This window comes from Nostoc sp. FACHB-110, from assembly GCF_014697425.1.
Classification (GTDB): domain Bacteria; phylum Cyanobacteriota; class Cyanobacteriia; order Cyanobacteriales; family Nostocaceae; genus Nostoc_B.
Map to the genome: position 1 here is coordinate 26455 of NZ_JACJRU010000059.1, position 14195 is coordinate 40649.

The 14195-nt window shown below is 38.0% G+C and carries 14 protein-coding genes; 4 read left to right on the plus strand and 10 right to left on the minus strand.

All coding sequences use genetic code 11. The features are described 5' to 3' along the window. Positions 1–40: 40 nt before the first annotated feature. The 9 genes from H6G69_RS31150 to H6G69_RS31190 all read right to left on the minus strand — a co-directional run bounded on the left by H6G69_RS31150 (position 41) and on the right by H6G69_RS31190 (position 9016). Positions 41–2521: a CHAT domain-containing protein gene (locus H6G69_RS31150; protein ID WP_190693203.1), complete on the minus strand. Its 2481-nt coding sequence runs from the start codon at positions 2519–2521 to the stop codon at positions 41–43. After that, entirely contained in the window at positions 2514–5027 is a 2514-nt protein-coding gene (locus tag H6G69_RS31155; RefSeq protein ID WP_190693204.1) for a filamentous hemagglutinin N-terminal domain-containing protein, read from the minus strand. The genes H6G69_RS31150 and H6G69_RS31155 overlap by 8 nt, the downstream gene beginning before the upstream one ends. Positions 5028–5146: 119 nt before the next feature. Continuing rightward, complete coding sequence (locus tag H6G69_RS31160) at positions 5147–5818, minus strand: ferritin family protein (protein ID WP_190693205.1); 672 nt, start codon at positions 5816–5818, stop codon at positions 5147–5149. Between the two features lie 374 nt (positions 5819–6192). Next, positions 6193–6417: a hypothetical protein gene (locus H6G69_RS31165; protein WP_397327050.1), complete on the minus strand. Its 225-nt coding sequence runs from the start codon at positions 6415–6417 to the stop codon at positions 6193–6195. 34 nt (positions 6418–6451) lie between these two features. Beyond that, entirely contained in the window at positions 6452–6619 is a 168-nt protein-coding gene (locus tag H6G69_RS31170; RefSeq protein WP_190693206.1) for a hypothetical protein, read from the minus strand. A 149-nt stretch (positions 6620–6768) separates the two neighbouring features. Next, positions 6769–7392, minus strand: coding sequence for a hypothetical protein (locus tag H6G69_RS31175; RefSeq protein ID WP_190693207.1), 624 nt, complete (start codon positions 7390–7392; stop codon positions 6769–6771). A 56-nt stretch (positions 7393–7448) separates the two neighbouring features. Next, a complete protein-coding gene (locus H6G69_RS31180; protein ID WP_190693208.1) occupies positions 7449–8024 on the minus strand; it encodes a hypothetical protein in 576 nt (191 codons plus the stop codon). An 82-nt stretch (positions 8025–8106) separates the two neighbouring features. Continuing rightward, positions 8107–8661: a hypothetical protein gene (locus H6G69_RS31185; protein ID WP_190693209.1), complete on the minus strand. Its 555-nt coding sequence runs from the start codon at positions 8659–8661 to the stop codon at positions 8107–8109. A 91-nt stretch (positions 8662–8752) separates the two neighbouring features. Next, positions 8753–9016, minus strand: coding sequence for a hypothetical protein (locus H6G69_RS31190; protein WP_190693210.1), 264 nt, complete (start codon positions 9014–9016; stop codon positions 8753–8755). A gap of 405 nt (positions 9017–9421) precedes the next feature. Here H6G69_RS31190 and H6G69_RS31195 point away from each other — a divergent pair, with 405 nt between their 5' ends. Further along, complete coding sequence (locus H6G69_RS31195) at positions 9422–10381, plus strand: hypothetical protein (protein WP_190693211.1); 960 nt, start codon at positions 9422–9424, stop codon at positions 10379–10381. A gap of 40 nt (positions 10382–10421) precedes the next feature. Here the strand turns inward: H6G69_RS31195 and H6G69_RS31200 are convergent, their stop codons facing one another. After that, positions 10422–10712 (minus strand): hypothetical protein, encoded by a 291-nt coding sequence (locus H6G69_RS31200; protein ID WP_190693212.1) that lies wholly within the window; start codon positions 10710–10712, stop codon positions 10422–10424. 221 nt (positions 10713–10933) lie between these two features. On the opposite strand from H6G69_RS31200, the gene H6G69_RS31205 reads away from it, so the two are divergent. From H6G69_RS31205 to H6G69_RS31215, 3 genes are all read left to right on the plus strand, one after another. After that, entirely contained in the window at positions 10934–11182 is a 249-nt protein-coding gene (locus tag H6G69_RS31205) for an SDR family NAD(P)-dependent oxidoreductase (protein ID WP_313952525.1), read from the plus strand. 106 nt (positions 11183–11288) lie between these two features. Beyond that, positions 11289–12593: a glycosyltransferase gene (locus tag H6G69_RS31210; RefSeq protein ID WP_190693214.1), complete on the plus strand. Its 1305-nt coding sequence runs from the start codon at positions 11289–11291 to the stop codon at positions 12591–12593. Positions 12594–12754: 161 nt separating this feature from the next. Further along, complete coding sequence (locus H6G69_RS31215; protein ID WP_206757656.1) at positions 12755–14119, plus strand: TnsA endonuclease N-terminal domain-containing protein; 1365 nt, start codon at positions 12755–12757, stop codon at positions 14117–14119. Positions 14120–14195: the final 76 nt, after the last annotated feature.

The following is a 14195-nucleotide window of genomic DNA, read 5'->3' on the forward strand; positions in this document are numbered from 1 at the left end:
TGATCATTGTAATTAATTTATGCTTGCCAAGCAGACAAAACTATAACCACCCTCCAATAAGTACAAATGCTGCCCAGTGTGCGGGATGTTGGTATTCAGGTTTTGATAGTAGTTGTAATTGTGCTTGACGCAATGCTTCAACTTTAGTTGAGCCATCTTTTAATCTTTGATAAAACTCTTTCATCAGTAAAGCACTAGAATCAGCATCTACTTGCCATAAAGTAGCTATTGTGCTGCGCGCACCTGCTTGTACTGCCACTCCTGCCATTCCTAATGCGGAACGCTTGTTTCCTTTGGCTGTTTGGCAGGCACTTAAAACTAACAACTCAATTCCTTCTTTAGTAAACTGAGTTTTCTCTTTAAGTAAATTATTAAATTCGGAAATAGTAATTGGTTTGTCCCATGCAAAAATCATAGTTTGGTTAGCAATAGAGCTAAATTGAGCGTGGGTAGTTAGATGAACTATTGGAAAGTTATCTGTAGTTAATTCTTTGTCAAGTGCTGGACTCAGAAACTCTTCATTTAACAATACTTTTGAAGAGTTAATTCCTTGTTGGACATTCGCTATTTCTACTTCTACCCCAGGTAATGCTTTAAGTCCTTTAGGAGCATTGTTAGCAAAAAAACTAGGGCCGACTTTGCTGATTCCAGCTATAAAAGCTCTTAATTCATTTTGCTTCAAAAGTTTAGGTTGCTGTACTCTCGAACCTAAAGTACCTGCGATCCCGTAGCGTTTGAGTAGATAATTGTTGCCATCATGCAATAGTCCCATTGGTAAACTTTGGAAAGAAGCATCTACAGTAAATACTATTGTTCCTGATTTTGGTAGATATTTAATAGGTGCAATCAAGTATTTATAAAGTATTTGAGAATAAGAAAGAATTACATCTTGGCTAGTATAAGCTAAATTTTTATCTTGTAAAGTTTTAACTAAGTTATTAATAGGATCTCTAATTAATTGAGATTTAACAGAGTGGTGATAGAGAGGTTGTTTAGGAGATTTAGAAATGACTTCTATGCTATCATTTAAATCTATTAAATGAATAATTATCAGGTTATCATCTAAGTTTTGAATTTCATCCAATGGTAGAAGGTCAAGTTTGCCACACTTAAGATAATCTTCTAATTCTGCTATGTGGAGTTGCTCATGAATTTGAGTTATTAAATTATAGTCTGGTGTAGCACTTTTGGCTATCAATGACATATATTTTTTATAAATAGGGTCTACCTTTTCATAAAAGAAAAATTGTGAATCAGAATTACTTGATAAAAGATTAGCTCGAATGCTTGTAACCGAATTAACAGCCGCGCCATAAGCTTGACGTGCAGCTTCAATTTTTCCTTGCTTTTGATACAAATTACCTAATTTTGCTTGTAAAGAGTAGGTAATATCTTCTGCTCGGACTGATTGAGCTAAAGTTAAAGCTGTTTCAAAATAATTGAGAGATTTTTCTGGCTCTAAATCACCTAACATTTGTAAACTTTTAGCTTCTAGTTTAGAGCTATGAATATTTTTAGCCATTTGCCAAGCATTTTGAACATAGCTAATAGCTTGTAGGCGCATTTGTTGAGATGGTAGCTTACTTAAGCTGCTAGCAAGCTTTAATCTATCTTGAATTGACTGTTCAGGGGGCGAAATTTCAAAAACTGAACTTTCTTGAAATATTTCGCTGATTAACGGTTCAATCTGTTGACTAATTTTTGTTTGAATATTTTGAAAGCGAGGTTGGCTTTTCAACCATTCCTGAAAGTCTATCAATAAGCCTAAACAATTTAATTGTGCTTTAAATTTTAGATTTATTGGTGTATTTGAGTTATTTATTACAGCTTGATAGTTTAAGAGTGCTGACTGTGCTTTTTGTGGAATAAAATTAATAAGTGTATCTTGGAAAAGTGGTTCATCTATCCATTGGTACTGCTCTTTTACTTGTTTATATATATCTCTTTGTGTATTACCTAACGACAAGATAACATTTTTAGATACCTCTGGGAATTTACTACTTGAGATTAATATATGTCTCAAAATCGCTTCGGATTCGCTTAATTTATAATTCAAACGAAGCACTTCTCCCAAGCTTTGTAATGCTAGGAAGTTAGCTGGTGTTAAAGGAGTCAATTGAATTATTTTTTGTAATTTTTCTAAGTCTGTTTCAGATGTAGGCAATATTGATGCTTCACAAAGTGAATCATTGAGCTTCAATGCTCCTATCAGTTTTTTACAAGCTTGAAAATGTAACCCTAATTGTTGCAGAGCATAGTTTTGGTAAACTAAGCTTTCTGTAATTCCCTCTTGATTGTTTAATTGACGATAGAGCTTGGTTGCCTCTTGCCATGTTTTTAGTGCCTCTGCTGGTTGAGCTTGGTTCAACTGCACTCTACCAGTTTTGAGTAAAAGTTGGGCTTGTTCCTGTTTTGGCTTATTCTTAGCAATCCCAGCTAACAAAACTAGGGGTGAATTCAAAGCTATTACAAAAGTCAGAAAACCTATAAGTAAATACCTGAACCAAATTTTTTTAGTCATTGCTGTTCCTTGCTTCTATTGATGGAAACAGTTGTGATACTGGTGTTACAGAAGAACATGAATCAGCAGTTAACAGACTATCAGGAGTTACTTGATTTGGATTTGTTGCTACTAAGGTAACTTGTCCTTTGGAGTCAAACACCCAACCCTGAGCCGGGACAATCTGCTTAGTCGCTTCAATGGCTGAAACCTGCTTTCTAACTACAGATTCATTTTCTCCAACTACAACCGCACTATTTTCTAAAAAAGCCTGATTATATGAAAGGTTGTCAACATCATCTGGCGCACTTTCTCTGCCTCTATCCACAAATTTACCTGCTACTGCACCAGCCTTTCCTGGGCAAATTGATGCTATTTCTGGGGTTGATTTAGGTAATTCTAGTTGAGCATTAACCAGTTCTGATTGAGTTCGGGAGGTAATTGTTTCAACAGTGCCATCAATACCTTGTTGTGAGGATGCTGTAAGCAGACTGTTAGGAGATAGAAAAAGTCCTTGAGTTTTAATTCTGATATTTCCACCTCTGCCCTTAAAAGCATTGGCTGTGATACTGCTATTGTTGAAAGCAGCAGTGACATCAGCCTTGATTATGATGTTGCCGCCGTTGCCTTGTCCTCCAGCTATTGCAGAAAATTTACTGTTATTAGCCAACAGTAAATTTTCTGTATTAATATAAATATTTCCACCATTTCCTAACTTTGTTGATGCAGTAATTTCACTTTCATTATTTAATAAAATGAATTTGGAATTTATATTAAGTGTTTCTGCGTTGCCTGAACCTTCATTCTTAATACTAACTAAGCCCCCATCTACCACATTTAATGAGTTAGTATTAATGTTTATCTCGCCAGAATTTCCAAGTATAGATATAGGTATATTCAATGTTTGTTGAATAGGAATAATAGGAATAACAGCAGATGAAGATAAACTACTTCTAACAGATAGACTAGGTGTTTTTGCTTGACCACTGACTGTTACAGAATCAGAAGCATTAATAAAAATATTTCCAGCGTTACCTGTCCCTACTGTGGCAGTATTAACTGCACCTCCATTAGTAATTAATAATTTTCCTGTATTTATATATAATGCTCCAGCATTTCCATTAGAAATTGCTGTATTAGATAAAGAACTAGGTGAGAATAAAGGTGATACTCCAGTAACTTCAATCAAAGAGGCATTTATCCTTGCATTACCTACACCTCCATTTCCAAGATTTGCAATACCTACTACTGCTCCATCCTTAATAGTTAAATTCCTCGTAGATAAAGTAATGTTGCCACCGCGCTCTTTTGAGCTACTAATAATAGAGAGATTGCTAAAGACTCGTGGATCTAAAGAAGAAGTTCCATTTACTTGTACAGAATCTGAAGCATTTATTATTACGTCACCAGGCACCCCTGCACTAAAAGCAAAACTCCCTACCTGCGCTCCCTTTTCAACAACTAAATTCCTAGTATCTAATCTTAATCTAGCACCAGTACCTTTTGCTTCAGGATAAATCGTGGAACCAATAGCACTACGAAGTCGAGGTTGAATTGGTGACGTGCCAGTTATTTGTATAGAATCAGTAGCACTAATTTTTATTATTCCTATTGAATTGCTTTGTCTTAAAAGTCCAGATTCAACCTGAGAGCCGCCTTCTATTTTTATCTGTTGGGCTTGAATTTGAATGTCTCCACTTCCCTCACCACTAGAGTCAACTGATGCTTGACGAGATAATTGAATTCTCCCTAGTTCCTGGGCATCATCATAGCCTAAAGCAAAACCTTTGATTATAGGGTTAAATTCAACAAAACTTTCTCCAGAAACACTACCTAACTCTATCCGACCTCCAGCAGTTTTAAGCGTTGCACCTTCTAAGCTAATGTCACCCCCTACTAAAGCCAAAGTTTGATCCGATTTTACCCGTAAGGCTTTGTCTGTATCAATTAATGTGGAAGTTGTTCTTAATCCTCTCCCATCACCTAAAACGTGAATTGCACCAGGACTTTTCCCAAACTGTAATCCAATTGGCAAATTAATACTTAATAATGCTGAAGATTGAGGATTTACAGCATTAAATTCTAAATTATCTGGGAATTTAATTGCGTTAGCGGTACTTGCTAAAAATGAACCGCCAATATCTAGACGAGCATTCTGACCAAATATAATTCCGCTAGGATTAAGCAAGAATAAGTTCGCATTGCCGTTGGTTCGGATTAAACCATCAATGCTAGAAACCGATCCACCAGTAACTCTACTAATGATGTTTTGAATATCTATCGTATTATTAAAAAAAGCTTCTGAGCCAGTAGAAACAGAAAACTCTTGAAAGCTATGGAATAAATTTACACCTGCTCTATTTCCACCATTAATAATATTACTACTATTAGAAGTAGTAACCTTAGAGTTATTGATTAATGTTGTGTCTGGGACAATTTGTGCAAAAACGGATTTTTCAAGTAGCAATATATATAAGCCTACTAGTTGAAAAAAATATATCACAACTTTTTTAGAATTAAAATCCATAAAATAATATTTATTTTTCTATATTTGTTATTACTTTACCTATTAATTGCCTTTTACTATGTTTTCACTTAGATTGTGATTATGGCAATAAAATAATTTAGCTTTATCTCAAGCTAAAATTATTTAGATAATGTTTTAGATTTAATAATCTGAAAAATAGCATTAACTTTACGAACACGCCATTCTTCTACAAGCGTTTCTACTTGTGTAATATTCATCTTACGCATCATTGCATCATAAAGGTAAGCAGCATGATTTTTTTCATCTTCTGCAATACTTAACAAACCTAATTTTAGATTACCAATACTTGAATCATTTTCTGGTAAGACTTTTGCCATTCGTGCAAAATCTTTACTAGCATCAAATTCCATAATATATGTACTTGCAAAAAATATATCCCAATCAATGCAGTGAGGAGCTAATTGTTCTCTGGAGTAGCCAATAAAATATGCTGAAAACAGGTTGGTTTCATTTTCTTTTGAATCATTTTGATATTGATTAATATTGTTTAAATCAATATTTTCATCAATCTGCCTCAATGTATGAGCTAAAATTTTACTATGCTTATTTTCATCTGCAGCATGATTTTTCAATTTTTCAGCAAGCCAAAAATCACCCTCATTGTTTGCACGTTCGCTAAGAGTAGATAAAAACTTAATTGAACTTGTCTCTGATAAATATAAACCTGTCAACATATTACAACGGGTTTTAGAGTCTCTAATTTGAGAAGCAGTGTAATAAGCGACAGCACCAGAACTAGCTAAATACCTGAAATATGTCAAAAGGTTCATAAAATCTAAGAATTGTTAAAAGTATGTTTTCATGGATACACTAAATGGATCAGATAGCTCCATTTATCCAAAGTGCAATCATGTATATATTGTTAGGCACAGCTTTGCGTATTTGGAACTGATCAATTATTGTTAAGAATTTATAAAAACTCAAAAGCAATATTTAAAAATTTTACATACTATGACATATTTTGCAAGCACCTAACCTGATTTTCAGCCTAAATTTATTTATAAGTATTAAGCAAAAACAAAATAAAATTGCAACTATCAAAAGGAGTATAATATTAGCCTTTATAAAATTTATTAAAATAACAATTACGTTGGTTAATACCGAGACTAAATGAGTGTGCATAGAATTGTAGAATAAAGATAGATTAATCACAAAACCTATCAACCCGCAAATCTCTCCAGACATCAGAAACCTGCCAGCCGGAGTTACCCAAAGACTGAACCGGAGGATTGTCGAGTAATGGGATGTAGCTAGGTTGAGGTTGTGGAACGGTTACGGGTACAGGTGTGACTTGAAGAAGATTTTGGACAGGTTGTCCACCTTTACCTTCCAAAAATGGATGTCCAACTTTACCTTCCAAAAACAACAAAAAAATAACATAAAGGAAAGCTAAACTGCTCAGACTATCTCCCTGTATACAAGATAAAGGTTTTGCTCATAGCGATGCCAAGGGCAGCAAGCGATCGCAACGCTGTAAGAAATCCCAGGAGTTGGGGAAAAGTTGGCATCTGAGTATTATTAGGTTGGATTTGTGTCCATATCCTTCTTCCATTTTTTGTTATTATGTCCATTTTCTTTATCCAAAGTTGCGATCGCGCTTATTAATGCCTTAACGAAGTTATAAGTATTTCAGCCTGCAACCTGTTCATTTTCTTCTTCCAAACCTGTCCAAAATCTTCTTCAAGTCACAAAATAGGCTCTAGCTAAGACAAATCAGAGCCTATTTACTAAAATCAGAGCAGCCGTTACTGTACTGAACTTCTGGTAATTTACCCGCTCGATAGCCTGTAACATAAGAGCCGTTAGACTCAAAAATAATCCGATAGTTTTTATCCTGTGATGGCTGAAAACTTAATTTATATTCTTGATTATCTGAATTAAGAAGGCTGTGAATTTCTTTTCCGTATAAAGATTCAATTTGACGATTACTTTGACCAACTTTTGCACCTAAAGTTGTAGCTAAAGTTCGGTTACGGTTAACTTCTATAGTAACAAGTTGCCCTTTAACAACCATAAATTTAACATAATTTAGTCCTAGCCCTGATTGTGGCTCAACATAGTAGCAATTTGGATTTGCCAAACCACTACTAGAAACAGGCAGAAGCTGAACATGAGAAACTTCTTCTGCACGTTCAACCGTCATACCAACCTTGATAGTTCCAATACCTTTATGGTCAACTAATGATTTACTATTAACATTTTGAGGGCGGTAGAAATTGATAAGGTAAATGCCAAATATAAGATAGGAAGCAATACCAACAGCAATAACTTTAGGTATATCTGATAAAAATGAAGTAATGTAGCTAATAAATTTATAAAGAAAGTTATGATTAAAGTGCCACATATTATGTGCCTAAGCTAACTAGATTAAAATACCACCCTTTCAGAAAAAGAATAGGATTAAATTTTTAGATAACTAGCACAACCATGAGGATAAGTTACTTCAGGTAGTTTACCTGCTTTGAAGCGAGTAGCATAAGTTCCATTGCTCTCAAAAATAAGTCGATAGTTTTTAGCTTTGGGGGGGAAATAAATTAGATAGCGTTTTTTCAAAGCTTTATCAGACAAAACTAAAACATTTTGAAAGCCATATAAAAATCGTAAATCATTCTCTGGTGTTCCTGTGTTTACGCCTACCTGAGTATAGATATTTGGGTTACTTCCAATTTCAAATGTAGTAATACGTCCATTAACAACCATGAACCTAACTTGAAAAAGCCCAGTGCCTGATTCGGGTTCCATGTAAAAACATCCCTCTTTTTTATTGGGATTACCATTAAGTTGTAATAGCTTAATGTTTCCAGCTTTTTCAGCTTGAGCAACTGTCATTCCAATCTTAATTTTGCCGAAACTATCGTAATTTACACGAGATTGAGTTGACAGCTTTTGTGAGGGGTGGAGTATAGATTGAATCAGGAATTGAAAAATTAAAAATGAAGCCATTAACCCAAGGCATCCAAAAGAATTTTGCTGCATAACACCAACAATCTTTCTTTTATTATCATGGGAGAGTTCAAGTTATAAAATATCTCTCAAGAAATAAGCGATACACAATCTTTTATTCATCATCGTCCTCATCCTCATTCTCATCCTCGTCCCAGCCTTCGTCTTCACGGAGTTCCTCAAGACGGTTGATAAAGTTGCAGTAACGGTCAAGGATAATGCCAGAAACTGCGCCAACGGCTGTCCCGACAACAGCAGAAGCAACAACAGGCTTCCAGTCTTTATTCCAGAGAGCATCGAAGTTGAACCTGACCCAGAGGATATATGCAGCGATCGCAACTAAGACATTGAAAATTGCTAAGACAATAGGCTGGGGAAAATACTGCTTTTTGAAGACAAACCACTGTGTGCCAAAAGCCATTGCCCCAAATGAAAAACCAAAAAGACACCAAAGGATGATCAGATCCCGTGTTTTGAAAATGTCAAGTTGGGCGTAGAACCAAATAATGAGAGTAATAATGCCAGCAACAGACCCAGCAATAGTAAAAGCAACGGAGTTAATGACAGCCCAGCAACCCCAGCTAAAACTGAATTGTTTTCGTAAAAGTTTATCTTGAACAATGTTGATGCAGTTCCATAAGAGGACTGCTGCCCAAACAAAGCCGTCCATTGGTTGATGCAGGTATAACAAACATTCTTAGAATAAGCGAAACTGATACAAGGACGCACGGCTGCTCAGGGCGATCGCCGCAGCGAGGTGATCAATCGCAGAAGCTATCAATACGCAAATCGCGCCAGACATCAGAAACCTGCCAGCCGGAGTTACCCACAGACTGAACCGGAGGATTGTCGAGTAATGGGATGTAGCTAGGTTCAGGCTGTGAGGTGGTTACGGGTACAGGTGGCTCGACTACAGGTGGTGAAGGAGGAACTGGATCAGCCGCTTGAAGAAGTTGGTCTTCGGCTAACTCGATTTCCCTCATTTGTCTAAGGGTAAGCTTGTCAGATTTTTTGATAATTTTCATGAGGGTTAAAAATTATAAAAAGTAGTGGTGGAAAAGAGCAGCGTTATCCAAATGAGAAATGGACATAGCTTTTGAAGCAGCCGGAGCAAGAACGTAAAAGCTAGTGTGGAAAATCAGGACAAAAATCACACAAGATAACTAGGATACAACAGATTAAGGACAAATACGAGTATTCGGACTAGTCCTAATCGGTGTTCTAGTCCCAGGTATGCAGTAAACGTAGTCATGTGATGACGGCTTAAAATTTAAATTGAATACATGATTACAAGCAGCAGAAATGCAAAGATATAAGAAGCATTGAAAAACCCCACTCCTTATAAGGAGTGGGGCTGGAATAATAAAGACTATCCTCATGATGACACAAAGAAACATTTATCTCAGCCATGCCGGACTGGAGGTGGGGTAATGAACAACCCATCTTCTAGACGCAAAAAGACCACCGCCATAACGAGTGCTACTCCAAAGCTAACAAAAAAGCAGCCCAAGCAGGAAGAACCAGAGGTGGTTACTGTTGAAGTGGCGGCGGCTGAAGTTCCAGAGTTAACGCAAGAAGAACAGCGTGATCGCACTCGCTTAGAAGAAAAAGTTGAGACAGCGTTTTACGAAGCGGGTAGTGCTTTGAGAGAACTGCGCTCACGCAGACTGTACAGATCCACGCACAAAACATTTGAGGAGTATTGCAAAGATAGGTTTGGGTTTGAGCGTCGCCATCCCTACAGATTAATTGAGGCGGCAGATGTTGTAGATAATTTAAAAATGTGTCCAAATTGGACACAAAATAATGCTGTGTCCAAAACAGTAACTGTAGAATCTGTTGCTATACCAGTGCTGCCAACTAGTGAAGGACAGGTACGGCCACTAACAACACTAGAACCAGTACAGCAGCAGAAAGCATGGCTCAAAGCAGTCGAAGCAGTTGGGGGTAAAGTTCCTTCTGGGCGTGTAGTCAAAGATATTGTAGATAAAATTCGAGAGCGCACTCCTGTCCCCAATCCCTACCGCGAAGGAAAAATCTGCATACTGGTTCCTAAAGATAACCCAGATTTGCGGGGGAAAGGTGGTTACTGGGGTGTGATTATTCACGTTGGCGATTTTAGCTGTACAGTCCAAACCTGGGACGGAGACTACACAGTGAAAATAGAACACCTGAAATCCTTAGAACTGCTAGATGATGATTGTAAATCCATGCAACAGTTATGTATGCGATTGCGGCGATTGCATCAAGTGTCCAGCCGTGATGAATCAGTAGATTGGCTGTTGCAGGGATTGGGGAAACAGGCGAAGCCGTATTTGTCCGCATTGCAAGCAAAGCTGCTGGGGGCGATGGAGAGGGAGTATGGGCTGGATGGGAAGCAGAAGCGGTGATTGTAAAGAATAAGTTGCTGTAGTCGAGCGATCGCTCTAGTCAAAATCCAAAAATTTCTTGACGCATCAATGAACCTTTAGGAGTGAGAATCCAAGAATTATTATCAGGCAAATATTCGGCTATGCCTAAGCTTTTAAATTTGTGAAGGATGCCAAGTACATATTCGTTAATTTCAGGATCATCTAAGTAATTTTCAAAGTGAGCGTCACAAAGAATTTGTTTGAGATTAGCACTAAGAGAGCAAAAAACATCAGCCTCAGTAGTGTTAACAGTAAAGGGCTGACCGTTAACATCATGAACAGTTTCTACCAAATCAAATGGAAGATTCATGGTTGATTAAAAAATCAGTAGCCAAGATGATGACTATACTATTACCCTCACCAGTGAGAAAAGTAAACTCTAGCTACAAAAAAACTCAGAGTTGGGAAAATAGTTATGGGTAAGCGGATCTTAATCAGGACTTACGCACAAGCTACGGAAAATCGAACCACAGAGGCGCAGAGTTCACGGAGAAATGAGAGTTTGAGAGATATTTTGCGTAAGTCCTATTAATAACGGGCGTAAGCAAAGGGCTAGGTTACGCGATGAGTGAGGGTTTTATTGCACAGGGTCATACAGTGATTGGTTGCGCTCGTTCGGTGGCGGCGATTGCAGAAATGAAAAACAGCTTTGGTGCGCCTAATGACTTTACAAATATAGATGTAGCAGATGAGCAACAAGTAAAAAATTGGGCAACAGAGATACATGGCAGCATAAAAATCAAGAATATCAGGAATATCAACAAAGACTTACCCAAGTAGAATAAAGCGATGGTTCCGCCGCTCACCTCTAGCAGCGATCGCCCACACCCACCCCCAATCCGCTAAAATTCATCAGTAGAACAGAAGTTGCCAGTAGGGGAAGCAATTGAGCCAGAGTCTACCCAGCCGAAAACTAAAGATTACGATTTTAACAGTAGGTTCGGTAGGCGATGTGCAACCATACTGCGCCCTAGCTATTGGCTTGAAACGTGCGGGGCATGAAGTAACAGTGGCAGCAAACGAAAACTTTGAGTCGTTTGTGAGAGAATTCGACTTGGAGTTCGCGGCGATTGCTGGCAATTCGCAAGAACTATTGCAATCAAAAAAAGGGCAGCAATTAATAGCAGGAGAAAAAGTCCAGCTTGTGAGCGATAAATTGCTGCTTCAACAGATGCACTCAGCGTGGGCTGCTTGCCAGGATGCAGAAGTAATCATCTACACGCCGTTGACAAACTGGGGATACCACATCGCGGAGAATTTAGGCGTACCCTGCTTTATGGCATCAGTTGTGCCGTTGACTCCCACAGGCAGCTTCCCATTTTTGAGATTCGCTCGACCAACAAAAAATCCGCTTAAGAAAGTCATCAACTACGCCAGCTACTTCATTGCAGAGTTCTTGTACTGGCAGAGATATCGGAAGCTGCTGAATGAGTTTAGAACCGAAACATTAAAATTACCGCCGCTACCGTTCTTGGGCAGTCGGTTTAGACGTAAAACCCCAGCTAATGTATCGAGAATTCCGGTGTTGTATGGGTTTAGTTCTCATGTCATCCCAATACCAAGGGACTGGCCATCGTGGGCGTATGTTACTGGGTTTTGGTTTATCGACCGTGCTGAGGAATACGAAGACGAAGCTCCAGACGAACTGTTCGATTTCCTGGGATTCAAGCAAGCACCCTTGTGTTTTGGATTTGGCAGTATGACTATGCCTAATCCAGAATACCTAGCCTACTATATTGTGGAAGCCTTAAAGAAAACGCATCAAGGCGGCATTATCTTGTCAGGCTGGGGTCGGGTAGGCAGAATAGTCAATCCCAAAGATTCGCGGCGAGTGTTTGTGATTCCCGATGTTCCACATGATTGGGTGCTGCCGCAAGTGAAAGCTATGGTACATCACGGCGGTGCAGGGACAACGGCGGCGGTGTTACGTGCAGGGATACCGTCAGTGACAGTTACCTTTATTGCGGATCAACCAGTTTGGGGTCAGATGTTAGTGCGGTTAGGAGTCAGCCCCAAACCAATACCCTACAAGGAAGTTTCAGTTGAAACTCTAGCGGCAGCGATTGAAGCTGTACTGGGTGATGAGGGGATGCTTCAAAAAGCTTTTGAGCTAGGCGAGAAAATTAAGGGTGAAGATGGGGTGGCGAACGCGGTTGAAGCTTTTCATCGGCATCTGGGGTTGATAGGGTAGGTTGAGATACCAGATGGCTTGGCTGAAAAATTCTTGATAATTGTGTGACTTGAAGAAGATTTTGGACAGGTTTGGAAGAAGAAATTGGACAAGTTGCAAGCTGAAATACTTATAACTTCGTTAAGAAAAAAATAAAGCAATCGTCCATTTGGAAGAAGAAAATGGACATGATAACAAAAATAGAACAAGAAAGTGGACACAAATGCAATAAACTGAAAAGGAGAATTAAACGCCAATCAATGCTTACATCCCAAGAGTTTGAGCAATGGTGTAGTCAACTCAAGCTGACCCAAAATACCCGTTGTCTTATAGCTCAGATTCGCTCTGTTCCACCATCTCGGAGAGTACAAGGGAATTATGGCAATGTTTGTGGTAATTATTGCAGTCAAAAGATGGGTCATACCATACAGTTTGAATCTCATCGGGGAGAATTAGCACATATTATTGAGAAATTAGAGCATAACCGACAAGTTTTAGAATATTACGACCAACCGCCACCAATAGAATTAAATTACGTTTCAAAAAGTAATCGTCAAGTTCGTACAAGCCATACTCCAGATTTTTTTGTAATCGAAGTCAACTGGGCAGGATGGGAAGAATTTAAACCAATTAGTGAATTAATCAAAAAAGCACAACAACAACCAAATCGCTACGTCCAAGATGAAGCCGGAAATTGGTTTTGCCCACCAGGAGAAGAATATGCTCAAAAATACGGACTTAACTATCGGCTGAGGACAGATATCGAACAAAATATAATTCGATTAAGAAATTATCAATGGTTAGAGCCATATTTTCAAGACAAAGAGTCCTATAAAAGTAAGAGTAATAATCAAAGAATAGTATCTATAGTCAAAGGGAATCCTGGAATAACTTATAGTGAATTGCTATTAACCATAACTGGAATTAGCCCTGATGAAATCAATAGTTTAATTGCTCAAGAAAAGCTGTTTATCAATTTTAATACTGTCCCATTAGCCGAACCCGACCTTGTTCATATTTTCCCCACATTAGAACAAGCAGAATTTTATGAAAAAAAAGGATTATCAGATTTAACGGAAGATACCTCAAGTCAAGGTAACGAAGAAGTTCAACAACTACTGCTCAAAGCACGTCCTGAAGATTTAGAAACCGCTACTGCTCGGTATGAGGCCATAAAGCCATACTTAGAAGAAAATTCTCCACCTATTACCAAAGCCAGTCGCAGTATTCGTCGTGGGCGTAAACAATATCAGCAAGCACAAAAACTATATGGAGAAAATCATGGTTATGTAGGCCTACTCCCGAAACATTTAGATAAAGGGCATCATCAAAAACTAGAACCAGCACTCTTAGATTTTATGGCAGAATTCATTAAAAAACATTACTTTACTGCCAAAAATAGACGAGTTAGTGGAGTCTATAGAGAATTTCAATTAGCCTGTAGTCAACAAGAACCTTCTTTTAAACCACCCTCAGAGAAAACATTTCGTGAGCAAATTAAAAGACAAAAAAATTTTGGTTCTTCGGTTAATTTTATGGAGAGTTAATAGTAAAGTGCCAGTTTAATAAACTGCGTAATCTGAAATTACTAAAGTTACGAAAGCCATATCCAAGCCTTTTAAT